The organism is Promicromonospora sp. NPDC057488 (assembly GCF_042802395.1).
In the GTDB taxonomy this organism is placed as follows: domain Bacteria; phylum Actinomycetota; class Actinomycetes; order Actinomycetales; family Cellulomonadaceae; genus Promicromonospora.
Map to the genome: position 1 here is coordinate 1 of NZ_JBHVEG010000019.1, position 24,931 is coordinate 24,931.

At 74.5% G+C, this 24,931-nt stretch carries 19 protein-coding genes; 10 read left to right on the forward strand and 9 right to left on the reverse strand.

Going from position 1 to position 24,931, the window contains the following annotated elements; all coding sequences use genetic code 11:
* Positions 1-74: 74 nt before the first annotated feature.
* From ACFU5G_RS06070 to ACFU5G_RS06085, 4 genes are all read right to left on the reverse strand, one after another.
* Complete coding sequence (locus ACFU5G_RS06070; protein WP_377241792.1) at positions 75-1,538, reverse strand: NCS2 family permease; 1,464 nt, start codon at positions 1,536-1,538, stop codon at positions 75-77.
* A gap of 37 nt (positions 1,539-1,575) precedes the next feature.
* Positions 1,576-3,642, reverse strand: coding sequence for an acyltransferase family protein (locus tag ACFU5G_RS06075; RefSeq protein ID WP_377241794.1), 2,067 nt, complete (start codon positions 3,640-3,642; stop codon positions 1,576-1,578).
* A gap of 128 nt (positions 3,643-3,770) precedes the next feature.
* On the reverse strand, positions 3,771-4,301 hold the full coding sequence (locus tag ACFU5G_RS06080; RefSeq protein ID WP_377241796.1) for a CAP domain-containing protein: 531 nt from the start codon (positions 4,299-4,301) through the stop codon (positions 3,771-3,773).
* Between the two features lie 11 nt (positions 4,302-4,312).
* Complete coding sequence (locus ACFU5G_RS06085) at positions 4,313-5,155, reverse strand: CAP domain-containing protein (protein ID WP_377241798.1); 843 nt, start codon at positions 5,153-5,155, stop codon at positions 4,313-4,315.
* 235 nt (positions 5,156-5,390) lie between these two features.
* Here ACFU5G_RS06085 and ACFU5G_RS06090 point away from each other — a divergent pair, with 235 nt between their 5' ends.
* From ACFU5G_RS06090 to ACFU5G_RS06100, 3 genes are read left to right on the forward strand one after another with little or no spacing between them, the layout of a single operon-like run.
* Entirely contained in the window at positions 5,391-6,353 is a 963-nt protein-coding gene (locus tag ACFU5G_RS06090) for a sulfotransferase family protein (RefSeq protein ID WP_377241800.1), read from the forward strand.
* Positions 6,350-7,303 (forward strand): hypothetical protein, encoded by a 954-nt coding sequence (locus tag ACFU5G_RS06095; protein WP_377241802.1) that lies wholly within the window; start codon positions 6,350-6,352, stop codon positions 7,301-7,303. Before ACFU5G_RS06090 ends, ACFU5G_RS06095 begins: the two co-directional genes overlap by 4 nt.
* A gap of 26 nt (positions 7,304-7,329) precedes the next feature.
* Positions 7,330-7,566, forward strand: coding sequence for a DUF2530 domain-containing protein (locus ACFU5G_RS06100; RefSeq protein WP_377241804.1), 237 nt, complete (start codon positions 7,330-7,332; stop codon positions 7,564-7,566).
* 11 nt (positions 7,567-7,577) lie between these two features.
* Here ACFU5G_RS06100 and ACFU5G_RS06105 read toward each other — a convergent pair whose 3' ends face one another.
* From ACFU5G_RS06105 to ACFU5G_RS06120, 4 genes are all read right to left on the reverse strand, one after another.
* Entirely contained in the window at positions 7,578-10,865 is a 3,288-nt protein-coding gene (locus ACFU5G_RS06105) for a sacsin N-terminal ATP-binding-like domain-containing protein (protein ID WP_377241806.1), read from the reverse strand.
* A complete protein-coding gene (locus ACFU5G_RS06110) occupies positions 10,862-11,701 on the reverse strand; it encodes a DUF3027 domain-containing protein (protein WP_377241808.1) in 840 nt (279 codons plus the stop codon). The genes ACFU5G_RS06105 and ACFU5G_RS06110 overlap by 4 nt, the downstream gene beginning before the upstream one ends.
* A 22-nt stretch (positions 11,702-11,723) precedes the next feature.
* On the reverse strand, positions 11,724-12,098 hold the full coding sequence (locus ACFU5G_RS06115; RefSeq protein ID WP_020017259.1) for a cold-shock protein: 375 nt from the start codon (positions 12,096-12,098) through the stop codon (positions 11,724-11,726).
* A 182-nt stretch (positions 12,099-12,280) separates the two neighbouring features.
* Positions 12,281-13,021, reverse strand: coding sequence for a TetR/AcrR family transcriptional regulator (locus ACFU5G_RS06120; protein ID WP_377241811.1), 741 nt, complete (start codon positions 13,019-13,021; stop codon positions 12,281-12,283).
* Between the two features lie 126 nt (positions 13,022-13,147).
* Between ACFU5G_RS06120 and ACFU5G_RS06125 the strand changes: the two genes are divergently transcribed.
* The 5 genes from ACFU5G_RS06125 to ACFU5G_RS06145 all read left to right on the forward strand — a co-directional run bounded on the left by ACFU5G_RS06125 (position 13,148) and on the right by ACFU5G_RS06145 (position 21,865).
* The gene (locus ACFU5G_RS06125) at positions 13,148-14,068 is read left to right on the forward strand and encodes an NAD-dependent epimerase/dehydratase family protein (RefSeq protein ID WP_377241813.1); all 921 of its coding nucleotides are present in this window, start codon (positions 13,148-13,150) and stop codon (positions 14,066-14,068) included.
* A gap of 108 nt (positions 14,069-14,176) precedes the next feature.
* Complete coding sequence (locus tag ACFU5G_RS06130) at positions 14,177-16,828, forward strand: helicase-associated domain-containing protein (protein WP_377241815.1); 2,652 nt, start codon at positions 14,177-14,179, stop codon at positions 16,826-16,828.
* 31 nt (positions 16,829-16,859) lie between these two features.
* On the forward strand, positions 16,860-18,557 hold the full coding sequence (locus ACFU5G_RS06135; RefSeq protein WP_377241817.1) for a DNA repair helicase XPB: 1,698 nt from the start codon (positions 16,860-16,862) through the stop codon (positions 18,555-18,557).
* Between the two features lie 125 nt (positions 18,558-18,682).
* Positions 18,683-20,950 (forward strand): TPM domain-containing protein, encoded by a 2,268-nt coding sequence (locus ACFU5G_RS06140; protein WP_377241820.1) that lies wholly within the window; start codon positions 18,683-18,685, stop codon positions 20,948-20,950.
* A gap of 111 nt (positions 20,951-21,061) precedes the next feature.
* Positions 21,062-21,865, forward strand: a complete 804-nt coding sequence (locus ACFU5G_RS06145; RefSeq protein ID WP_377241822.1) for a carbonic anhydrase — start codon at positions 21,062-21,064, stop codon at positions 21,863-21,865.
* Positions 21,866-21,880: 15 nt separating this feature from the next.
* On the opposite strand, the gene ACFU5G_RS06150 is transcribed toward ACFU5G_RS06145, so the two are convergent.
* Positions 21,881-22,474 (reverse strand): NYN domain-containing protein, encoded by a 594-nt coding sequence (locus tag ACFU5G_RS06150; RefSeq protein WP_036964106.1) that lies wholly within the window; start codon positions 22,472-22,474, stop codon positions 21,881-21,883.
* Between the two features lie 140 nt (positions 22,475-22,614).
* Between ACFU5G_RS06150 and ACFU5G_RS06155 the strand changes: the two genes are divergently transcribed.
* On the forward strand, positions 22,615-23,340 hold the full coding sequence (locus ACFU5G_RS06155) for a response regulator transcription factor (protein WP_026366019.1): 726 nt from the start codon (positions 22,615-22,617) through the stop codon (positions 23,338-23,340).
* Positions 23,333-24,868: an ATP-binding protein gene (locus ACFU5G_RS06160; protein ID WP_377241824.1), complete on the forward strand. Its 1,536-nt coding sequence runs from the start codon at positions 23,333-23,335 to the stop codon at positions 24,866-24,868. The genes ACFU5G_RS06155 and ACFU5G_RS06160 overlap by 8 nt, the downstream gene beginning before the upstream one ends.
* Positions 24,869-24,931 lie beyond the last annotated feature (63 nt).

Sequence of the window (24,931 nt, forward strand, 5' to 3'; positions counted from 1 at the left end):
GCCCGGAATCACGCTGATTTCGGGCCCAATGGCTGGGTAGAAGCGCACTTTTCGGCGGCCGGCGCGCGCCGGTGCTAGATGCCTACCGCCGCGCGGATCGGGCCCATCAGGAAGTAGACGAGGAACAGCACCGCCGCGACCCACAGCAGCGGGTGCACCTTGCGGACCTTGCCGACCGCGACCTTGAGCAGCACGTACGAGATGACGCCCGCACCGATGCCGACGGTGATCGAGTACGCGAACGGCATCAGCACCATGGTCAGGAACGCCGGGATGGCGACCTCGAGGTTCTTCCAGTCGATGCCGGTCACCTGGACCACCATGAGGAAGCCGACGATCACGAGCGCCGGGGTCGCGGCCTCGTGCGGCACCATCTTCACGAGCGGCGCGAGGAACGTGGCGAGCAGGAACGCGACACCGGTCGTCACGGCCGCGAGGCCCGTGCGGGCGCCGTCGCCCACGCCGGACGCCGACTCGACGTACGCCGTGTTGGAGGAGACCGAGCCCGCGCCACCGCCGACGGCGGCGAGCGAGTCGACGATCAGGATCCGGGTGGTCCGCGGCGGGTTGCCCTTCTCGTCGAGCAGCCCGGCCTCGCCGCCGATCGCGACCATGGTGCCCATCGTGTCGAAGAAGTCGGCGATGAGCAGCGTGAACACCAGCAGGATGACGGCGATCGGGCCGATCTTCTCGAACGAGCCGAACAGCGAGAACTGGCCGATCAGCGAGAAGTCCGGCAGCGCCACGACGGAGTCGGGCAGCGCGGGCACGTTGAGCGACCAGCCGCCCGGGTTGTCGTCGGCTCGCTTGCCGATCTGGCCGACGGCCTCGATGACCACCGCGAGCACCGTCGAGGCGACGATCGCGATGAGGATGCCGCCGCGCACCTTGCGCACCATCAGGATGGCGGCCAGCAGCACACCGAACGCGAAGACGAACAGCGGCCAGGCGCCGAGCGAGCCGCCCATGCCGAGCTCGGTGGGCGTGGCGAGGGAGGCGGGGATGCGCACGAAGCCGGCGTCGTACACGCCGATGAACGTGATGAACAGGCCGATGCCCACGCTGATCGCGATCTTGAGCTCGCGGGGCACCGCCTTGAAGACGGCCTCCCGGAACCCGGTGACCACCAGGATCAGGATGACGAGGCCCTCCAGCACGACGATGCCCATGGCGTCGGCCCAGGTCATGCCGGGCAGTGCCGCCACGGAGAACGCGACGACGGCGTTCAGGCCGAGCCCCGCAGCGAGCGCCAGCGGGAAGTTCGCGACCACGCCCATCAGGATCGACATGACGCCGGCCACCAGGGCGGTCGCCGCGGCGATCGCCTCGATGTCGCCGCGGCCGTCCCCGCCGCCGAGGAACTGCCCGGTGCCGTCGGGGACGCTCCCGAGGATGAGGGGGTTGAGCACCACGATGTAGCTCATCGTGAAGAAGGTGACGAGGCCGCCGCGCACCTCCGTCCACACCGTCGACCCGCGTTCGCTGATCCTGAAGAACCGGTCGACGGCGCCCAGCCTCTGGGCCTGGTCCTGAACCATGGTCGGATGTTCCCCTTCGTTACCTGGTGTTGCCCGGCTACATGCCGCGCACCGCAGTCTGGAGCATCTTCTCCACGGAGCGCACCTGGGTCAGCACGTATTCGGCGCTGAGGTGGTGGAAGTCACGGTAGACGGGGTGACTGACATCACCGACGCGACAGGTCTGTGTGTCGCAGGTCTGCGACCAGACGCCGTCCCAGGTGGAGACACCGTACTTCGCTGATATTTCGGCGCTGATACGGGGAAGTTCACCGTTGGAGTCGTCCGCGTCGGCGCGCGACATGCTGCAGTCGCCGAGCCCGGGCCAGGGCCGGGTGAGGCACTCCTGCGGGTCGACGTCGAGCTGCGGGTTGTCCTTGATCATCACGACGGCGGGGGTCACCTCGGTGAGGTGTGCGAACAGGGCGTCGTTGGCGCTGGTCCAGGTCTCGTTCGCCTCGTCCTCGGTCATCCGGGTGCCGTCGGCGTGCTGCATGCGGTTGCCGTAGATCTGCGCCTGGCCGACCACCACGGCGTCGGGCCGCAGCTCGTCGACGACGTGCACGGACTCGGCCTGGAAGGGCCCGCACGGGCCGCGGTCGCCGGGCTGCTCCACCTTGACCTTGGCGGCGGGGCAGCCGTGCCGCCAGCGGACGGCGAGGCGCAGGCCGGCGTCGGTCGCGGCGGCGTCGAACGCGGGGATCCAGTGCATGGTGTGCGAGTCGCCGAGCAGCAGCACGGTGGTGGTCGCGGTGACGTCGCCGAGCAGGCAGACGTCGGTGCCCGACGTCGTCTCGGTGTGGTCGGTGCACCCGTAGGACACGGGCTCGGCGCGGGTCGCGACGGCGGAGGCGTACGGCTCGCGCTCCAGGACGACGGCGGTCGCGACCCGGGTGCCGACGGTGAGGGCGCCCACGCCGAGCCCGATCACCAGGGTCACCGCGGTGGTGCGGCGCCACGACCGCATGGCGCCGCTGAACCGGATCGGGTTCTCGACCCAGCGGTAGGTGGCGAACGCGGCGCCGAGGGCGGCGATCGAGGCGAGCACCTTGATCCAGATCGCGTCGTTCTGCACCACGGCCGTGGTGAGCACCACGAACGGCCAGTGCCAGAGGTACCAGGAGTAGGAGACGTCGCCGAGCCGCTGCAGCACCGGCAGGTCGAGCACGCGGTCCACCCAGGTGCCGGGGGCCGCGACGCTGCCCGCCGCGAGCACCAGCAGCGCTCCGCCGACGGGCAGCAGGGCCACGGTGCCGGGGAACGGGTCGGTCTCGTGCACGAGCGCGAACGAGAGCGCGAGCAGCACGAACCCGGCCGTGCCCAGGAGCGCCCGCAGCAGGTCCGGCCGCAGCCGGGAGCGCTCGGCGAGCCGGTTCCACGGCAGGGTCGCGACGAGGGCGGCGCCCGCGAACTCCCACGCGCGGGTGGGCAGCACGTAGAACGCCCAGTCGGGCGCGGTCGCCGTGAGCCATACCGACGTCGCCAGCGACACCACGAAGGTGCCGGCGAACAGGAGCTGCAGCATGCGGCGGGACGGGACCCGGGTGCGCCGGGCCACGGCGACGGCCAGCAGGATCAGCAGCGGCCAGAAGATGTAGAACTGCTCCTCGATGCCGAGCGACCAGGTGTGCAGGAAGGGGCTCGGCGTGACGGAGTCGGAGAAGTAGTCCTGCCCCTGGTACGGGAAGAGCAGGTTGGAGACGAACAGCATCGCGGACGCTGCGTGCCACGCGAGGCGGCCCCAGAGCAGCGGCGACAGGATCAGCAGGCAGGCACCCAGCGTGACGGTGACGACCAGCGCGAGCGCGGGCACGAGCCGTCGCATGCGGCGGGTCCAGAACTCGACGAGGTCGACGCGCCCGCTGCGGTCCACCTCGCGCAGCAGCAGCGAGCTGATGAGGTACCCGGAGATCACGTAGAAGACGTCGACGCCGGTGAACCCGCCGGGGATCGCGATCCCCGCGTGGTAGACGACGACGGCGAGCACGGCGACCGCGCGCAGCCCGTTGATGTCGGTGCGGAACGCGTGACCGGTGCCGGAGGCGGCGGTGGCCTGGTCCGCCCCGCCGGTCTCCCGGGCCGGGTCGGAAGGTCGGTCGACGGCGGTGGTCGTCGCCTGCGCCAATTTTTCTCCTGCGGTCGTTCCGGGCGGGTGCTCTTGCGCGCGTCACACCATAACGGCCGCGACGGGCCAGGATGCCCCGGTATCGAGGAGGCTCTGGGGAGAGTGTCTGCCGTCCTCCGGACGACTCGTCAGTCGAGGAACATGTGGGAGCAGACCAGCCTCGGCCGGTCCGCGGTGCCGCCGTCGGCAACGCAGCCGATCGCGCCCCGCCGCAGCTCCCCGCTGGCGAGGTTCTCGAGGTGCGTCGGGGAGTCGATCCAGGCCTGCACCACGGTCTGCGGCGGGTCCACGCTGCGGCTGAGGTTCTCGGCCACGAGCCCGCCCGGGCACTCGTCCCGCACGGGCGGCAGCGGCGCGTGGGTCAGCTCGGGCGCACCGATCAGCGCCGCTGCCCGCTCCACGGCGACGGGCTCGAGGCACGGCTCGTGCTCCAGCGGGTCCAGGCCGATCTGGACCCGGGCGGCGTTCACGCCGTCCTCCAGCGTGGCGGCGTACTGGTCCGGGTCGGTCAGGTCGATGCCGCCGGGCGCGGTCCAGGTGGCCTGGGGCGTCGCCGTCAGCATCGGGGTGCCGCCCCTCCCGGGCAGGGTCGTGCAGGCGGTGAGCAGCGCGCCGGCGGCCACGAGGGTGACGGCGAGGCGGATCGGGTGTCGGGGCACGCCGCAGGTTCTCATGCCAGGAACACGTGCGCGCAGATCATGACCGGTGCGGCGGGGTCGCCGCCGTCGGGCACGCAGGCGATCGCGCCGCGGGTCAGGCCGCCGTTCAGGATGTTGGCGCGGTGCCCCTCGGAGTCCATCCAGCCCTGGGCGGCCTCGGCCGGCGTCCAGCCGCCCTTGGCCAGGTTCTCCGCCACGGCCGTGGTGGGGCAGGCGTCGAAGATCGGGCCGAGCGGCGCGTGCGCCAGGTCCTTGCCGACTAGCGCCTGCGCGCGTGCGAGCGCGACGTCGTACGCGCAGTCGTCGTGCGCCAGGGCGGCCAGGCCGTTCGCGGTCCGGTGCCCGTTCACCGCCTCCTCAAGCGCCTGCGCGTACTGCACGGAGTCGGTCAGGTCGGGCGCGGCCCCACCGCCAGCCGTGCCACCGCCGGAGCCCGCACCCGTGCCGCCGCCGGCCCCGGACCCGTCACCCGCCCCGGCGCCCTCGCCCGGCAGCGGCTCCCGGTCCTTGCCCCGCGACGCCGAGCCGCTGGGCGCCGGCTGCACGTCGACGGTGGCGGCCTCCTGGTTGCGCTCGCCCTGTATCGCCCCCACCGAGGTGGGGCCGGCGGACGGCGCCCGCTCGACAGGTATTGCCACGCTGACCACCCCGGGCGCGGCACCCGGCGCGGGCCGGGGCTCGGCGCCGGGGGCGAGGATCGCGGCGCATCCCGTCAGGCTCGCGCACACCGCCGCGGCCAGCACGCCCCGTGCGAGCGACGCCCGTGCGGGCCCGGCACCCCCACGGGCGAGTGCCCCGCGCGAGGTGCGCAGAGGCGTGGCCGCGGACGACGTCGTACCGGGTGCTGGGGACACAAGTCGGGACAATACCGGCAAGCGTGATGGTATGGAATGCCTGAAAAGTCTTATCTATACGCAGTGGGATTCGGCACTCGACGTCATGAACGACGCGAATAGTCCGAACTCCGCACAAAGAAACCCGTCCGCGAATTACGGCCATCGGACGATTCGGGTCGCACGCGGTACATTCATCGCATATTTTTGCGGGGCACCAGCGACCCCTTTTGCCGAGCAGCTGAGGTACCCCCACATGTCCGGAACGAGCACGAGTGGCGCGCCCTGGAACGACCATCGACTCGTCTTCATCGGCGGCCTGCACCGCAGCGGCACCGCGCTCGTGGCCCGCATCATCGGGTCGAGCCCCGACGCCTCCGGACTGACCGGAACAGGTACCTCCATGGACGAGGGACAAAACATTCAGGACGCCTATCCGGGCGCCCTGGGTAATACATCCCAATGGTCCTTTCATCCGCAGGCGCACCTCACCGAGGAGGACGCGCGCCGCACCCCCGACGCCCGCGAGCGGATCTGGCAGAGCTGGTCGCCCTACTGGGACCTCGGCCGCGCGGTGCTCGTCGAGAAGTCCGCGCCCAACCTGACCAAGACGCGCTACCTCCAGGAGCTCTTCCCGAAGGCGCGGTTCGTGGTCGTCACCCGGCACCCCGTGGTGCAGGCGCTGGCCGTGCGCAAGTGGGCCACCCGCACGCACGGACGGTTCACCTACGGCTTTCCCCGGCTCGTCGAACACTGGGTCCACGCGCACGACGTCTTCGCGCAGGACGCGCTGCACATCGAGAACCTGCTCGTGCTGCGGTACGAGCACCTGATGCGCGAGCCCGTGCGCGAGCTCGACCGCCTCGCGCGGTTCCTGGACCTCGACCTGGCCGACGGCGCCGGTGCCGGCGCCATGGGCACCGACCGCAGCAGCCGCTACGCCGAACTGTGGGAGACCGGCGGCCGCGGGCACCTCGCCGGCCGCGTGCGGCACCACCTCGCGCACATCGGCTCGCGGCGCGGCACGCCCCGGGGCGACCTGGTCCGCGACGTCACCGACGTGGCCCTGCTGCCCCGCTACCGGAGCGTGGTCAGCGAGCATCTCGGCGAGCGGATCCGCGCCCACGGCTACGACCTGGACGTGCTGGACCGCGCGGTCCCGTGGGCCCCGGCGGCCGTCAGGCCCGCGCCCCTCGGCCCGACGGCGGGCGCCCGATGACGGCCGGTCCTCGCGTCGTCTACGTCACCGGCCCCGGCAACAGCGGCACCAGCACGCTCGCCGGCGCGCTGCGGCAGTTCGGCCTCACGGTGCCGCGTCCGGAGGTCTCACCGGACGCCCCGGACCCCCGCGGCCCCTCCGAGCCGCAGTGGGTCGTGGACTTCCACGAGGCCCTGCTGCACGCGGCCGACGTGGACCCGGCCGACCCCCGGCCCCTCGCCTGGCACCTCGTGGACCGGGCGGGCGCCGAGGCGGACGCGGCCGGCGAGATCCGGGCCTGGCTCGCCGCCCGGACGGCGGAGCACGGCGACCTGGTGATCACGGACCCGCGGCTGCTCTGGTTCCTGGAGCACTGGCAGGCGGCGGCCGCCGCGACCGGCGCCGCGGCGTCGTGCGTCACGGTGCTGCGCCCGCCCACGGAGGTGGTGGGCAGCAGGGTGACCGACGACGGGGACGCCCTGGTGGACCGGCTGGCCGGCTGGATCAACCTGATGCTCGGCACCGAGCTCGCCACGCGGGCCACGCCGCGCGCCTTCGTGCGCTACTGGGACCTGATCCACGACTGGGACGGTCCGGTGTTCGACGCCGCGACCGCTCTCGACCTGCCGATGGTCGACCCGTACGACACGAGCGCCGTCGAGCGGGTGGACGCGTTCATCGACCACACGCTGCACCGCGTCGAGGTCACGTGGGACGAGATGCCGGTACCGGCGCCCCTGCGCGCGCTGGCGGACGACACCTGGGCCGCCCTCGACGCCCTCCCCGAGCACGACGACGCCGTGACGCGCGCCGAGTTCGACCGGCTGCGCGCCCTGTACCCGTACGTGCACCGGAAGGTCTCCGAGTCTCCCGCGCGGCGGATCGCGCGGATCGTGCCGCCGGCCATGGTCCCGCCGCCGGTCCGGCGTGCCGGAATTCACCCGCGCGGCGCCCGGCTACGACGGGCTTGACGAGCCCTTGTCCGTACACTGACAAGGTGCCAACGATCCGCTCCCTGCTGGCCCACCCCGAGGAGCGACGCCCCAGCCCGCCGGCCCCGCACGCCGATCTCTACCGCGTGTTCGGCGCGGGAATCGGGCTGTTCGCGCTCGGGCTCGTGGTCGGGGTCGTGCTGCTCGTGACCGGGCGAGGCACCGTCGAGAACGTCGCCATCTGCGGCACGGGCATGGTGCTCGGCGGGCTGGGTCTCGTCTGGGCCCGCCGCCACCGGTAACGCTCCGGCGCTCAGTCCCGCCCGGTGTCCCAGGCCCGCTCGGCGCTCAGCGCCTCGGCCCGGTCCGGATCCCGGAGCACCGCCTCCAGCAGGAGGGGGTCCGCCCCGGTCAGCTCGGCCAGCGCCCGCGCGAGGCCCCCGGGCGAGACGGCGTGCGGCACCTCCCCGGCCGACACCCACCACGCGACGGGTCGGCCCTCCACGGTGAGGATCTCGTGGCTGCGCCACGTGTCCGGGGCGTGCGGGACGACGGCGCGGACCCTGGCGTCCAGCTCGACCGGCCGACCGGGCTCGTCCGGGGCGAGGTCGGACGCGTCCTCCAGCGGGAGGTCGAGCAGCTCGGCCAGGGCCCCGGCGACGTCGGGCGACGCGGGGACCACCGGACCGAGCTGAGCCCACCGCGGCGACGCGGCCACCGCGAGGTCGTCCGTGCTCTCCACCGTGACGCCGCCCGGACCGAGCGCGGGCAGCCGGCCGGGCGCGATGCCGGGCCCGCCCGCCCGGGCGAGCGCGGCCAGGCCCGACCAGACGGCGCGGGCGACGACGACGGGCAGCCGTCCGGCCGGCCCGGAGCCGGCGTCGGGCAGCCGGTCCAGCACCGCCGCCCAGTCGCGTCCGGGCAGGTCAGCCAGGTCGTGCAGGCCGCCGAGGACGGCCAGGAGGTCGTCGTCCAGGCCAGCCGTCGCGGGCGGCGCGGGCGGGAGCAACGGCGTGTCCCCGAGCGCGAACGGCGCCCCGAGCCGGCGGCGCAGGAACCACGCCGTGTACGACAGCGCCTGCCGGTCCGGGGCGTCCGGCGAGCGCACGGGTGTGAGCAGCGCGCGGCGCAGATCGGGGTCGGCGGCGATGCGGGCCAGCACGGCGGCGAGCGGGTCGTCTCCGGTCTGCGCGCCGTCGGGCAGGGCGTCGAGGTCGAACAGGGCGTCGAGGTCGGGCACGGCCGGAACGTCGCCGATCCACGCGCCCGCGCCGAGCTCGTCGGCCAGGTGGTCCAGGTAGTCGTCCCAGTCGGAGAGCCAGCCGGCGGGGTCGTCGGGACCGTAGTCGGCCTCGTCGTCCTCGTCGGGCGCGACGACGTCGGCCACCCGGTAGACGCCCAGGTCGGCGCGGGCCCCGGCCGCGGCGAGGGTGTCGGCGCCCCAGCGCGCGACGACGTCGTCGGGCACCTGGACGAGGTCGAGGTGCCCGGCCGCCCAGGTGCCGGGCAGCACGGCCTCGCGCAGCGGGACCACGCCGCCGTCCGCCGTGACGGGCAGCTCCCCCAGCCAGAACGGGAGGTCCTCCGGACCGGACTCGGCGACCGCGAGCCGCACGAGCTCGAGCACCGCCGAGACGGTCTCGTCGGGAGCCGGGTCGCCGTCGTCGAGCACGTCCTCGGCCGCGGCGAGGGCGGCGGACCGGACCCCGGCGTCCGCGAGCAGCCCGCGCGGGGTGGTCGGCGTGGCACCGGCCCGTTCCAGGACGGGGTGGGCGGCGTCAGGGTGGACCACCCGGACGCCGAGCGCACGGGCGAAACCGGCGAGCCGCGGGGCGTCCAGCAGCACGGTCCCCCGGGGCCCACGGGTCACGCGGCCGTCCGCGAGCGGCAGCGGGGCCCCGGCGACCGCCTCCAGGACCGCGGGTTCCGCGGCGTGCGCGGCCAGGGCGTCGAGCGCCGCGTGCACGACCCCCGGTTCGGGCGGGAGGGCCTCGACGAGGTCGGCGAGGTCCAGCGGGTCCGCGCCGAGCGAGCGCGCGAGGGCCTGGTGCCGCCCGGGGACGGTGACCAGCGCCCTGGGTGCGCCGGGAGCGAGCGCGCGGGCGAGCGCCGGGTCCTCGCCGAGCGGCCCCACGACGAACGCCGCGTCCCGCGGGGCCACGAGCGGCACGTCCCCGCCGTCGTCGACGGCCCCGTCCGGCTCCCCCGGCTGCCCGGCCGCGGCGAGCCGCAGCAGGGGTACGTCCCGCAGCGCGACGTCGGCCGCCGCGCGGACCGCGGCGTCCACGTCGCCCGCCGGGAGCCCGGTGGGGACCAGCCCGAGCACGTCGAGCCCGCCCGTGCCGTCGCCCGGGTGGCCGGACCCGAGCTCGCCCAGGAAAGCGGCGTACGCGCGGCCTGCCTCGGCGGCGACCCGGTCCGACGTCGGCCCCGGCAGCACGCCCCGGCGGCCGGGATCGACCGGGAACGAGGCGATCAGGAGCGCGGGGAACGAGAGCCGCACGTCCGTCGGGGTGGGCGCGTGCAGCGTCGGCCCAGCCGCCGTGCGGCTCCCCGCCGCGGGCAGCGCCCAGAGCACCGACCAGTCCGCGCGGCGCGCCTCGGACGGCAGCGAGTCGTCCGGCTCCAGGGTTCCGGACGCTCGGTGCACCCGCCAGCGCGTCCCGACGTCGCGCAGCACCCGCGGATTCGCCCGGGGCGCCGCGTCGGCGGGTCCAGAACCCGGCTGACCTGCGAAGTCGTCCTCGATCACCAGCTCGTCGAGGGCCGGCAGCGCGAGCAGCAGCCCGTCGTCGACGGCGGCGAGCTGGGCGCGGACGGCGGCCACCGCCCCGGCGTCGCGCAGCCGGAGCTCGACCACGGTGTCCGGTTCGTCCGGCGTCGTCGCCGCCGCCGGAAAGGGAAGCCGCAGCACGGGCAGCGCGCCCCCACGCGCGCCGGCGACCCCGGCCAGCCGCTCCCCGAGCGCGAGATCGGTCGGTTGCGCTGAGACCGGTCCATTGTCGGACCGATCTCGAGGCAAGGGACCGATCTCGTCCGCGCCGGGCGCCGGCGCGGGCGCCAGCCCCAGCTCCGCGCGGGTGTCCGCGAGCGAGAAGCGCACGCCGCCCGCGCGGGACCGCACCTGGATCTCGTCCGACACCGACCGGACCGCGGCGAACCCCACCCCGAACCGGCCCACGACGCCGTGGGACGACCCGGCTCCCGTGCCGCCGTCCCCGCCGGACTTCGCGGAGGCACGCAGGGCGGCCAGCGAGGCCACCCCGTCGGCGTCGAGCGGGGCGCCGGTGTTCGTGGCGACGAGCCACCACCCGGGCTCGACGCCGGCCGCGCCGGCCGTCCCGCCCGCGTCGCCCGTCGCGCCTACGTCACCCGTGTCCGGGCGCGGCTCCAGGGTCAGCGTCAGCCGGCCCGGCACCCCGGCACGCGCCGCGGCATCGGCCGCATTCTGCGCGAGCTCCACCACCACCCGGTCGCGGTACCAGCCGCGCGCGTGGTCCTCCTCGGAGTTCGCGTCCTCGCGAAAGCGCGTCGGGGACGCACGCCACGCCTCGGTCACCGCGCGTCGTAGCGCGCCGGTGCCGAAGGGGTCGTGGGTCACGCGGAGGGTTCGTCCCCGCTGCCCGCCGGTGCGTCGGAGGCCACGGGCACCTGCTCGACCTCGTTCTCGTCGATCAGCGGGGCCGGCGCCGGCCAGTCGGTCGGGTGGGCCTCGACGTCGGTCTCCGAGTGGGCGCCGCAGCCGTGGTCGAGCGAGACGACCTTGCCGTCGTCGGGCGACCACTCGTTGGCGCAGACACCGAAGAGCTGGCCCATCGGGCCGGACAGCGGGATGAGGAACGCGCAGTCCGTGCACTCGGCCGCCGCGGCGACGGCGCCCGCGGACGTCGGTCCGCGCGAGCCGCGGTACCAGCGCTCGGCCGCCTCGTCACGGCCCCGCGGGGACAGCACGCGGGCGCGGGCGAGGGCGAGCTCCTCGATCGCCACCTCGTCGACCTCGGGGTCGCCGGTGGCGGTGTAGCCGGGCTCGAGCCGCGGGTCGTCGGCGCGGAAGGGCAGCACGTCCCCCGGGCCGACGTCGCCCGGGCGCAGCCGCTCGGACCACGGGAGCCAGGCGGGGGCGAGGATCGCCTCGTCGCCGGGCAGCAGCTCGACCTCGCTGATCGTGGCGGTCCGGCCGCGCGGCACGCGCGTCACCGTGACCGTCCAGTGCCAGCCGCGGTAGCCCCGCATGGTCGCGGCGAAGCGGTGCGAGACCACCCGCTCGTCCTCGAAGAGGGTGCCGAGGTGCTCCCCGACGTCCTCGGGTCGCTCGGCGACCTCCTGTGCGGCGGCGCGCGCGAGCTCGGCGGCACCGTTCAGGACGGCGTCTCGGCTGGAGCGTGCGGTGAGCCGCCGGAAGGGCGTTCGAGCGGCGGGCGCGGTGATCGTCACCATGTTCCTCGGGACCTCGTGGGTTTCAGGCGTCGAAGTCGTCTGCGACCTTGCGCAGCATCTTGGCTAGCGTCTCCGGGTTCTTCGGATAACGCCCCTTGCGCAGGTCATTTGCCACCCGGTCCAGCATCTGCGTCAGATCACCGACGATGACAGCCATGTCGTCGGCGGGCTTCCGCTTCGCCTTGGCGACCGACGGCGCGGCGTCGAGCACCTTGACCGCGAGCGCCTGCGGACCGCGGCGGCCGTCGGCCACCCCGAAGTCCACACGCGCACCCGGCTTGGGCACCACGCCGTCCGGCAGCGCGGAGGCGTGCAGGAACACCTCGCCGCCGTCCTCGTTGGCGATGAAGCCGAAGCCTTTGTCGGTGTCGAACCACTTGACCTTGCCGGTGGGCACTGCGACCTTCTTCTGTGCTTGTCGGTACTGCTCGCGAAACTGCTCATGGGGGCCCGGGGTGCTGCGGCTGACGCGCTCTCTCCGGACTCGTTGCACAAGGTTACCGGGCGGATGCCTGCCGCGTCGCATGCATTGACGACACTTCGCCCACGTGGCGTGCCCTGGCCGCCTGTTCGCGGGCCTCAGGCCCCGATCCCGAGGTCGGCGGCGAGCCGGAGCGCCACCTCGTCGAGCCAGGCCCCGGGGTCCGCGACCGAGCCGACCTGGTGCCCGAACAGCTCGAAGGAGATCAGGCCGAACAGCGTGGTCCACGCCATGATCGTGCGCCGCACCGCCTCGGCCACGGCGTCGTCCGCCAGGTCGGTGCCCGACCACAGCTCGTGGTCCGCGATGAAGGCGAGCGCGGGCGCGACCGTCACGGGCGCACCCGCCCCCGGGGCCCCTGGACCCGGCGCGGCCGCCGGCCGCGCCCCTGCCGCGTAGGCGTCCCCGACGATCCGGGCGAGCACGGTGACGACCCGGACGGCGGGGACCACCGTGTCCCGCGGTGCGGCGTAACCGGGCACGGGGGTGCCGTACAGCAGCCCGAACTCCCCGGGGTGCGCCACGCACCAGGTGCGCACGGCGCGGAAGGCGGCCAGCCAGCGGGCGCCGGTGTCCGCCCGGTCGGCGACCGCCGCGTCGGCCGCCTCGGCGGCGGCGCCGAGCTCGTCGTACGACTCGATGAGCAGGGCGGTCAGCAGGGCGTCCCGGCTCGGGAAGTACCGGTACACGGCCGAGGACACCATCTCGACGTCCCGCGCGACGGCGCGCAGGGAGAGCGCCGCGGCGCCGTCGGTGGTCAGCCGTGCGCGGGCCGAGTCGAGGATCTCGCGGGTGATCGTCTCGCGGGCGAGGGCGCGGGCGGTGCGGGCCGGACTCATGCCGCCCAGGTTCGCATGGCAGATCACTGCACACAACCGAGAGCACCGCTCTTGCCAAGGCGCACCCGCTCGTGTCACGCTTGCGCCACGAGTTGAGAGCACCGCTCTCGGATTGGAGCATCGATCATGTCTGACCGTCACCTCATCGTCGGCGCCGGGCCCATCGGCCGCCATGTCGCCGCCCACCTGGCCGAGCGCGGGTCACAGGTCACTGTCGTGAGCCGCTCGGGCCGCAGCACCGGGATCGACGGCGTGGAGCACCTCGCCCTCGACGCCTCCGACGCCGACGCCCTGGCCCGCGCGGCCGAGGGGACCGACTACCTCTACAACTGCGCCAACCCGGCCGACTACACCCAGTGGGAGCGCGTGTGGCCGCCGCTCGCCGCGTCCCTGCTGTCCGCCGCGGAGCGCTCGGGCGCCGTCTACGCGATCACCGGCACCCTGTACCCGTACGGCCCGGTCGACGTGCCGATCTCGGAGGACCTGCCCGACGCCGCGACGGACCACAAGGGCCGGCTCCGCGCCCGGATGTGGGCCGACGCCCGGGCCGCGCACGAGGCCGGGCGTGTGCGGGCCGTCGAGATCCGGGGTTCCGACTACATGGGCCGGGGCGTGGGCGGCAACGGCCACGTCTCGCGCGTGGTGCCGGACGCGCTGCTCGGCAAGCGGGTGCTGATGATGGGCCGCACCGACCAGCCCCACACCTTCACCGACGTCGCCGACGCCGCTCGCACGCTGGTGGCCGCCGCCGAGGACCCTGGCGCGCACGGCCGCGTCTGGCACGTGCCGAGCAACCCGCCCGTCACGCAGGCGCAGGCCCTGGGCGACGTGCTCGCGAGCGCCGGCCGCCCGCCCGTGCACATCTCTGCCCTGCGCGGCGCCGGGCTGGCCGCCGCGGCCCTGGCCGTCCCCTTCATGCGGGAGATGCGCGAGATCATCTACCAGTGGGAGCGGCCTTACGTGCTGGCCGACGCCGACGCCCGCGCCCGCTTCGGCATCACCCCGACGCCGTGGGCGGAGGTCTGCCACCGCACCGCGCAGGGCTGACGGCGGCCCGGGGCCGACGGGAGGCGCGGCTGACGGCGAGCACCGCTGTCGGCGAACAGGGTGGACCGGCCGGACTGCGCCGGAGGAAACCCGCGTAGCATCGTCAGGATGGCCTCCTCGCTCCCCGCAGCGCCGGCGGCGACCACGCGGCACTTCGCCGACGACCTCCGGCAGCGCTCGGACACCGCGCTCGCCGCGCTCCTGCGCGCCCGTCCTGATCTTGCCGCCCCCTCCCCCTCGACGCTCCGGTCGCTCGCGGCCCGCGCGTCCAGCCGTACCTCCCTCGAACGCGCCCTGGCCCGCGCCGACGCCCTGACCCTGCAGGTCCTGGAGGCGGTGCTCGCCCTCGAACCTGTCTTCCGCGCCCCGCCGGGCGGCGCCGACGCCGGCGGCCCGCCGCTGCCCGGACCGCTCAGCCCCGAGGTGGTCACCTGGGCGCTGGGCGGTTCCGCGGACGACCGCTCCCTGGTGGAGGCGGCCGTGCACCGGGCCGTCGAGCAGGCCCTGCTGTGGGACGGCGGGCCGGACGCCGACCAGGGCCCGGACCAGGGCCCCGACCTGCGCACCTCGCCGGGTCTCGACGAGCTGCTCGGCCCCAACCCCGCGGGCCTGGGCCCGCACGTCGAACCCGTGCCGGACGGCCTGGCCGAGGCGGTGGGTCGCTCGCTCGGCTCCGCCCCGGGTCGCGCCGCGACGGACGCCACGCTCGGCACGCTCCTCGCCGACGCGCCGGGCGGGGCGCGCGCGATCCTGGACGCCCTCGCCTGGGGACCGCCCGTCGGCGTCGTCCCACCCGCGGGCTCCCGGCCCCGGGACGCGGTGAACTGGCTGGTCACCGCGCACCTCCTGGTCCGGTCGGACGCGCGGCACGTGGTGCTGCCGCGGCTGGTCGGGCTGGCGCTCCGCGGCGGCCACACCCACCGCACGCCGCACACCCGGCCGCCCGAGCCGCAGGGCCGCACCGTGCCCACGGCCACCGCCGACGCCGAGGCCGCGAGCGCCGCCTTGGAGCTGGTGCGCCGCGTGCGCCTGCTGCGCCAGTCCTGGGACGACAGCCCGTCGTCGGTGCTGCGTGCCGGCGGCCTGGGCGTGCGTGACCTGCGGCGGATCGCCGCGCAGCTGGAGGCGGACGAGCCGGCGACGGCGTTCGTGGTCGAGGTCGCGGCGCTGGCCGGCCTGGTGCGCGACGACGGCGAGGCGCCGCCGTCGTACGTGCCCACGGTGACCGACTGGGACGACCTGGACGACGCCGCCCGCTGGGCCCGGCTGGCCGGGGCGTGGCTGACGGCCCGGCGGGCGCCGTGGCTCGTGGGCTCCCGCGACGACAAGGGCGCGCTGCGCGCCCCGCTGTCGCCCGACCTGCAGCGGCCCTGGGTGCCGCGGCTGCGCCACAGCGTGCTCGGGGTGCTCGCGGCGGCCCGCGGCGCGGACGCCGTGCTCGCGCCCACGCCGGGGGCCGTGGTCGAGGTGCTGACCTGGCACACACCGCGCTCGGTGCCGCCCGCCAGCGCGGTCGAGGGCCTGCTGGCCGAGGCGGAGTGGCTGGGCGTGACGGGCGCGGGCGCGCTGTCGGCGCCGGGGCTGGCGCTGCTGGAGCACGACGCGCCGGCCGACGGCACCGCCGGCGGGCCCGGCGCCGCGGAGCCGCCCGACGTCGCCGGGGTGCTGCGCGCGGTGCTCCCGCACGAGGTGGACGAGATCCTGCTCCAGGGCGACCTCACGGGGATCGTGCCGGGGCGGCCGTCGCGGGAGCTCGCACGGCTCCTGGAGCGGTCCACGGACGTGGAGTCGCGCGGCGCGGCGACGACGGTGCGGTTCAGCCCGGCGTCGGTCACGCGCGCGCTCGACCAGGGAGAGACGGCGGACGGCCTGCTCGACGAGCTCGCGCACCGCTCCCCCGTGCCGGTCCCGCAGCCCCTGGAGTACCTGGTCCGGGACACCGCGCGGCGGCACGGCGCGGTGCGGGTGGGTTCGGCGTCGGCGTACCTGCGGGCCGCCGACGCGACCGTGCTGGCCGGGCTCGAGCACGACCCGTCGCTCGCGGGCCTGGGCCTGGTGCGGCTGGCGCCCACCGTGCTCGCAGCGTCCGTCCCCGCGGCCGCGCTGCACGAGGCGCTCCGCAGCCGTGGCCTGGTCTCGGCCCTGGAGGGGCCGGACGGCCGGGTGCTGGTGGCCCGGCGGGGCGTCACGGGCCGGGCCATGCCGGCCCCGCGCTCGGCGGCGGCGATCCGGATGGGTTCCGCGGCCGACGTCGCCACGCGCGCCCCTGATCCCGAGGCCCTGGTCGCGGAGCTGCGGGCCGTCGAGGCGGCGGCCCGGGCCGGCGCCCGGGCACGGGCGGACGCGGCCGAGGTGGCGCACTCCGTGGCACCACCTGGCCCCGTCCCTCTGCGCGGCTACCGCGTGGTGAGCCCCGCTGTCCCGGTGACCGCCGACGAGGTGACGGTGACGGCGACGGCACCCGGGCCGCCGTCGGCGCCCGAACCGGCCGGGCCCGCCGGGCCCGCCGAGCTGCTCGACGACGACGCGGGAACACAGCACCCCGCCGACGGGTTGGCACTCTTGCGTGACGCGCTCCGCGACGGCTCCACCGTGATCATCGAGGTGGCCGGACACACCGGCCGGCTGGAGCGCCGCGAGCTGAAACCCCTGAACCTCGACGGCGGCAGGCTGCGCGCGCTCGACCCGGACCGCGAGGCCGAGCTGACGATCGCCGTCCACCGCATCGCGTCGGTCCTACCGACGACCACCACGCCCTGAGGCGAACCGACACAAGACTGAGGGAGACCACATGCCCGACGGCCCGTTGATCGTGCAGAGTGACAAGACGCTCCTGCTGGAGGTCGACCACCCGAGCGCCGAGCAGGCGCGACGTTCGATCGCGCCCTTCGCCGAGCTGGAGCGTGCGCCCGAGCATGTCCACACCTATCGCCTGACGGCGCTGGGCCTGTGGAACGCGCGCGCCGCCGGGCACGACGCCGAGCAGGTGGTGAGCACGCTCATCGAGTACAGCCGCTACCCGGTGCCGCACGCGCTGCTGGTCGACGTGGCCGAGACCATGGCCCGCTACGGTCGCCTCCAGCTCGCGCAGGACCCGGCGCACGGCCTCGTGCTGCGCACCACCGACCGCGCGGTCCTCGCCGAGGTGCTCAAGTCCAGGCGCACGGCGGGCCTGGTCGGCGAGCGGATCGACGAGTCCACCGTCGCGGTGCACCCGTCCGAGCGCGGCCACCTCAAGCAGGTGCTGGTCAAGCTCGGCTGGCCGGCCGAGGACCTCGCGGGCTACGTGGACGGCGAGAAGCACCCCATCGAGCTCAGCCCCACCACCCACCCCCGGACGCCGCACGAGCAGGCGGCCCCGTGGACGATGCGGCCCTACCAGGCGCAGGCCGTGGACGGCTTCTGGCACGGCGGCTCGGGCGTCGTGGTGCTGCCCTGTGGTGCCGGCAAGACGATCGTCGGCGCGGGCGCCATGGCCAAGTCGGGCACCACCACGCTGATCCTGGTGACCAACACCGTCAGCGCGCGCCAGTGGCGCGACGAGCTGGTGCGGCGCACCACGCTGACCGAGGACGAGATCGGCGAGTACTCCGGCACCAAGAAGGAGATCAAGCCGGTCACCATCGCCACCTACCAGGTGCTGACCACCAAGCGGAAGGGCGTCTACACGCACCTCGAGCTGCTCGACGCCCGCGACTGGGGCCTCGTCCTGTACGACGAGGTGCACCTGCTGCCCGCGCCGGTCTTCCGCATGACGGCGGACCTCCAGGCCCGCCGCCGGCTCGGCCTGACCGCCACGCTGGTGCGCGAGGACGGCCGCGAGGACGAGGTGTTCAGCCTGATCGGGCCCAAGCGGTTCGACGCGCCGTGGAAGGACATCGAGGCGCAGGGCTACATCGCGCCCGCCGACTGCGTCGAGGTGCGCCTCACGCTCCCGGAGTCCGAGCGGATGACCTACGCGACGGCCGAGACGGAGGACAAGTACCGGCTGGCCGCGTCGGCGTCGGGCAAGAAGAAGGTGGTGGAGCAGATCGTGGCGCGCCACCCCGACGACCAGGTGCTGGTCATCGGCCAGTACATCGACCAGCTCGAGGAGCTGGCCGAGCACCTCGGGGCGCCGATAATCACCGGGCAGACCACCAACAAGGAGCGGCAGCGGCTGTTCGGGGCGTTCCGCGAGGGCGAGATCTCCCGGCTCGTGGTGAGCAAGGTCGCCAACTACTCGGTGGACCTGCCGGAGGCGTCCGTGGCCATCCAGGTCTCGGGGTCCTTCGGGTCGCGGCAGGAGGAGGCGCAGCGCCTCGGGCGCATCATGCGGCCCAAGGCCGACGGGCGCACCGCGCACTTCTACGCCGTGGTCGCACGGGACACCGTCGACCAGGACTTCGCGGCCCACCGGCAGCGGTTCCTGGCCGAGCAGGGGTACGCGTACCGCATCGTGGACGCCGAGGATCTGGACGGTTCCCCGGCCGATTCGACGACTCCCTGACATTCACCCTGCTCAGGACGTGAAAATGCGCTTCACGCTGGGCATTCACCTGAGGATTCGTTGCATATGCGCAACGTTTCCGCCTCCGATTGCGATGTGCTGAACCCGGGGTGACGATCAGGGACGTGATCGAGTCCCGAGCAAGAGCCGAGCATGCGCACGACCCCGGCACCCGTGCGTCCGGGGGCTGGGTCGTCGTGGCCTTCGCGGGCCTGGTCGGCGTGGTCCTGGCGGCCACGTCCCAGGCCGCCAACGCGACGGTCGTCCGGCCGGCCGAGCCGCTGCCGTCCGTGTCGCCCCGCCTCACGGCCGCGATGCAGGCCGAGCTCATGAAGGACGTGCTGCCCGCGTCGCCGCCGATCACGCTCACGGACGCCGTGACCGACGGCGCGGGCGTGCTCACCGACGCCGAGCGCCAGGACGTGCTGGACGCCGTGGACCGGCTCGCCGGCGAGACCGACCTGCGCATGTTCGTGGTGTACATCGAGAGCTTCGACGGCACCGACCCGGTGGACTGGGCCAACGCGAGCGCGAACCAGTCCGGGCTCCGCACCGACGACCTGCTCCTCGCGATCGCCACCGCTGACGGCGAGTTCGGTCTGTCCGCGGACAGCAACGTGACGCTTACCGACGGCCAGCTCCGGCAGGTCGACGGCGCCGTCACGGCCGCCGTCGAGGACGAGCAGTGGGCCCCGGCCGCCACCGAGGCCGCCGACACCGTCCGCCAGGGGGTCGCCGGCACCACCAGCCCGCTCCTCGTGGTGGGCATCGCGCTGGCGGCGGCGCTGCTGCTGATCGCGCTCGGGTTCGTGCTGTGGCGGTTCGCGGTGCCCCGGCTGCGCCCGCTCCTCGCCCAGCTCCGGGACCGCACCCCGGTGGCCGCCGCCCCGGCCGCGAGCGCCTTCGCCGACCTGACCCTGGACGAGCTGGACGAGCGCGCCGCCGCCGCCCTGGTCGGGATCGACGACGCGCTCAAGACCTGCGAGCAGGAGCTCGGCTTCGCCCGCTCGGAGCTGGGCGCCGACGCGACGCGGGACTTCGAGCTGATCCTCGCGGGGGCCGCCGGCGACGTCCGGGAAGCCTTCGCGATCCGGCAGGCGCTCGACGTCGAGCGGGAGGGCGCGTCGGCCGGTACGCCGTCGGCCCCGGCTGGCACTGTCGGCGACGCCGGCGCTCTCGGCGACGACCAGGGCGAGGCCGGCGAGGACGCCGCGCGGCCCGAGTCTCCCGAGGACGCCGCCCGCCGCGACCGCCTGGCCAGGATCATCGCGCTGTGCGACGCCGCCGCGGACAGGCTCGACGCCCGCACCCGCGCGTTCGACGACCTGCGCCGCCTGCAGCAGCGCGCCGCGGAGCTGCTGGCCGACGTCGTGACCCGTGAGGCCGAGCTGTCCCAGCGGGTCGCGGCCGCCCGGAGCCTGCTGGCCCAGCTCGCCCGGCGGTACCCGACGGGGCCGCTGGCGACCGTGGTGGGCAACCCTGAGCAGGCGGAGCTGCTGCTGGCCAACGCCAAGGAGGCCGTGGCCGCCGGGAACTCGGCCCTGGCCGCCGGGCAGAAGGCCGTCGCGGTGGCGCACGCCCGCGGCGCGCAGAACGCGCTGGGACAGACCGCCATGCTGCTGGACGCCGTGGACGCCACCGCGCTGCACCTGCGCGACGCCGTGGGCCGGCTCGACAAGTCGATCGCCTCGCTCACGCAGGACGTGGCCTCCGCCAAGGCCGTCGAGGGCGACCTGCGGGTCACCCTCGCGCGCGCCGCCGCCCAGGCCTCGCTCAAGCACGTAGAGGTGACGCGTCAGGGCGGCGACCCGCTGGCCGGGCTGCAGCGCATCGCCACGGCGGAGGCGGCCCTGGACGCCGCGCTGGCATCCATCCGCGACAACACCGAGGTCAAGGCCCGGGCGTCCGCGCTGGTCCGCGACACCCTGGTCCGGGTCGACGCGCAGCTGCGCCAGACCGGCGACTTCGTCGCCACCCGCCGCGGCGCCGTCGGCGCGACGGCGCGCACGCGGCTCGCCGAGGCGGTCCGCCTGGCCGACGTCGCCCGCACCCTGCACCCGACCGACCCGACCGCGGCGCTGGGCGAGGCCCAGGAGGCGAGCGCGCTGGTCCGGGAGGCCGCCCGGCTGGCCCGCGAGGACGCGGACGCCGTCGTGGCGGCCGCCGCCGCGGCGGAGCCCGACGCCGAGGGCGCCGACGCGAACGGGCCGATCACCGGCGGCATGATGCTCGGCGGCATCCTGCTCGACCCGAACCTCGTGCGGTCCCGCAAGCGCGCCCACACGGCGCGCATCGGCGGCGGGTTCGGCGGGGGCGGCTTCGGCGGCGGCCGCCCGGCCGCGCACCGCAGGCTGGGCACGGTCCGGGCGTGGTGGCCGGCGTCGGCTCGCTGACGTCCCACGGGATCACGTTCAGGGTGGGCGAAAGGTCGGGTTTTCGGTAGTTTTACGCTGCCGACAACCCGGCCTCTGCCGTTCGCACGGACCACCCCTCCGGAGTATCTGTTGAAGAAGCTCGCGCTGCCCGCCGTCCTGCTCCTCACCCCGCTGCTCGCCTCGTGCGGCACCGGCCCGGCCCCGGACGAGGCGGCCACCGCCGGCCCGCCGCCCGGCGTGAGCGGCGAGGTGCACTGGTCCTACGAGGGCGCGGAGGGGCCCGCGGAGTGGGGGCAGCTGTCCGCCGACTTCGAGGCGTGCTCGGCCGGTGACGCGCAGTCGCCCATCGACCTGCCCGCCCACGCGGACCAGCAGGCGGCCGGGCACCCGACGATCACGTCGTCCCCGACGGTCGGCGAGTCGGTCGACACGGGCCACACGATCCAGCTCGTGCCCGCGAGCGGGGCGTCGACCGTCGAGTGGGACGGCGCCGAGTTCACCCTCGCCCAGACGCACTTCCACGTGCCGTCGGAGCACACCGTCGAGGGCGAGGCGATGGACGCCGAGTTCCACCTGGTCCACACGACCGCCGACGGCGAGACGCTGGTGATCGGGGTGCTCGCTGAGGAGGGCGCCGAGAACGAGGCGTGGCAGCCGTTCGTCGAGGGCGCGGCGACGCCGGGCACCACGGACCTGCCGCTCGACGTCGCGGTGATGCTGCCGGCGGACCCGACCTTCGAGGCGTACGAGGGCAGCCTCACGACACCCCCGTGCACCGAGGGTGTCCAGTGGGTCGTCTACACGACGCCGGTCGAGCTGTCGGCCGAGCAGATCGCCGTGCTCGACGAGGCGTCGCACGGGCACAACGCCCGCCCGACGCTGCCCCAGGGCGACCGCACCCCGTACGAGGGCACGCTCGCCCTGGGCGAGTAGCGCAGGGCCTGGCGGCTACAGGTAACGCAGCGGGTCGAACTCCTCGATCGGGATGATCCGGACGCGCGGCAGCATGGTCGTGAAGGCGTCGGCGTCGCCCTCGAGGTCGTACATGACCAGGCCGCGCTGCTCCAGGTCCGTGAACCGGGCGTTGACGAACTCCCGGAAGCCCAGCAGGCCGACGCGGCGGTCGTCGTCGGCCAGCAGCGCCTCGATCTGCGGCAGGAAGTCGCCGTCGTGGCTCGCGAGCAGCACGTCGCCCGGCCGGTCCAGGAGCGCGTCGAGGGTGCGCTGGATACCGACGTCGACGACCTTCTCCGAGCCCTGCGCGGCCAGGGGGATCGGCTTGTAGCCCATGGCGAGCAGCGCCTGGACGAACGGCATCGGCATCTGGCCGGACGTCGCGTTCAGGAAGAACAGCGGCACGACCTCCTGCGACCAGACCTTCTCGGCGAACGCGGAGATGCGGTCCCAGCGCGGGCGCTCCTCGGGAGCCGGCCGGCGGTTCAGCACGTTCATGCCGAGCGTGGCGTCGATGTTCTCACCGTCGACGATGAGATACGTGCGCCGGGGCGTCTGCCCGGGCTCCTGCGGGGACGGTGCTGACATGCGACACAGCCTAGGCCGTGTCGCGGCAATCGCGGAGCCGAACCCTGACCTGACGGTCAGCCGGAGCCCGGAGCGGCAGTCCGGGCGATTTCCCGGGCGAAACTCAGGCAGTGTTCAGGAACCAGCCGCACACTGGAAACATGGCTACTCCCGAGGCGCGTCTGGTCGTCGTGGACGACGAACCGAACATCCGCGAGCTCCTGTCCACGTCTCTCCGCTTCGCGGGCTTCGAGGTCCATGCCGCCGCCGACGGCAACGGCGCACTCCAGCTGGTCCGCGACGTCGAGCCGGACCTCGTGGTGCTCGACGTGATGCTCCCGGACATGGACGGTTTCACGGTCACGCGCCGCATGCGGGCGACCGGCCGGCACACCCCCGTCGTCTTCCTGACCGCCAAGGACGACACGCAGGACAAGGTGCAGGGCCTGACCGTGGGCGGCGACGACTACGTGACCAAGCCGTTCAGCCTGGAGGAGGTCGTGGCCCGGATCCGCGCGGTGCTGCGCCGCACGGGCGTGCCCGCCCCCGAGGAGGAAGCCGTGCTGCACGTGGGCGACCTCGAGATGGACGAGGACTCGCACGAGGTGCGCCGGGCCGGCGTCGAGGTGGACCTGTCCCCGACCGAGTTCAAGCTGCTGCGCTACCTCATGCTCAACTCCGGCCGGGTCCTGTCCAAGGCGCAGATCCTCGACCACGTGTGGCAGTACGACTGGGGCGGCGACGCGAACATCGTCGAGTCGTACATCTCGTACCTGCGGCGCAAGATCGACACGCTCGAGGTCGGGGGCGAGACCCTGCCCCCGCTGATCCACACCAAGCGGGGCGTCGGGTACCTGCTGCGCGCCCCGCAGCCCGTCCGTGCTTAAGGAACGCCTCGCCGGAATACCCCTGCGCGCCAGGCTGGTGGCGATCATCTCGCTGCTGCTGGCGGCGGGGCTGGGCATCGCGGCCGTCGCGACGACGACGGTGGTCTCCACCTTCCTCGTGCAGCAGGTGGACGACGAGCTGCACACGGCCGCCCTCGACCCGATCGCCATCCTCAAATCCACCAGTACCCAGGCGCTGCCGAGCGACTATTACGTGCTGATCGTGGGCGAGAGCGGCACGCAGGCGGAGCTCGGGAACGACGCGATGAGGCGGTTCGGCACGCCCAAGCTGCCGACGGTGACGTACCAGGAGGCGGTCGACAGCGGCGACGAGCCGTTCACCGCCCCCGGGGCCACCGGCAGAGGCGACGCCGGTGCGGACACCGGCACCGAGAGCTGGCGCGTGATCACCCTGGGGGCGACCTACGACGACACCGGCGAGCGCGCCGTCGTCTACGTGGCGCTGCCGCTGGTGGGGATGGACAAGACCGTCTCGATCCTGACCCGCACCCTGATCATGTCCGGCCTGGGCATCGTGCTGCTGGGCGGGCTGACCGCCTGGGTGCTGGTCGAGCAGTCGCTCCGGTCGCTGCGCTCGGTGGAGCACACGGCCGCGCAGATCGCCGCCGGTGACCTCACCCAGCGCGTCCCCGAGGCCCCGGCGGGCACGGAGATGGGCTCGCTCTCCACCTCGCTGAACGCCATGCTGACGCAGATCGAGCGGGCCTTCGCGGCGCAGGAGGCCTCCGAGGTGCGGATGCGGCAGTTCGTCTCGGACGCGTCGCACGAGCTGCGCACACCCGTCGCGACGATCCGTGGGTACGGGGAGCTGTACCGGATGGGCGCCCTGGACACCACGGACAAGGTCGACGACACCATGGGCCGCATCGAGGACGCCGCCCGCCGCATGGGCATGCTGGTCAACGACCTGCTGGTGCTGGCCCGGCTGGACGAGGGCCGCCCCGTGGCCCGGGAGGACGTCGACCTGGCCGCTCTCGCGCGCGACTCGGCCCAGGACCTGCACGCGCTCGACCCGACGCGCGAGGTCACCATGGTGCCGCTCGCGGACGGCGGCACCGTGCCCGAAACGCTCGTCGTCGAGGGCGACACGGACCGCCTGCGCCAGGTGCTGACCAACCTCATCGGCAACGTCGCGCGGCACACGCCGTCCGGCACGCCCGCCGAGATCGCGCTGGGCGTGCTGCCCGGGACGGCGGGCGCGAACGGCCGCCCGGAGCCGGGCAAGGACGGCGAGAACGGCGAGCACGCTCCGGGCGGGGACAAGCCGGCGTCGGACGGCGTGGCCGTGCTCGAGGTGCGCGACCACGGCCAGGGCCTCACGGAGGAGCAGGGGCGACGGATCTTCGAGCGGTTCTACCGCGCGGACTCGTCGCGCACCCGGGAGTCGGGCGGCTCCGGGCTCGGGATGGCGATCGTCGCGGCGATCGTGGGCACGCACGGCGGGCACGTCGAGGTGGCGCAGACGCCGGGCGGCGGCCTCACGGTCCGCCTGACGCTGCCGCTCTGACGTGTCAGACGTACAAGTCACCCCGGTGACCTGTACGTCTGACACGCCGGTGCCGAACCGTGA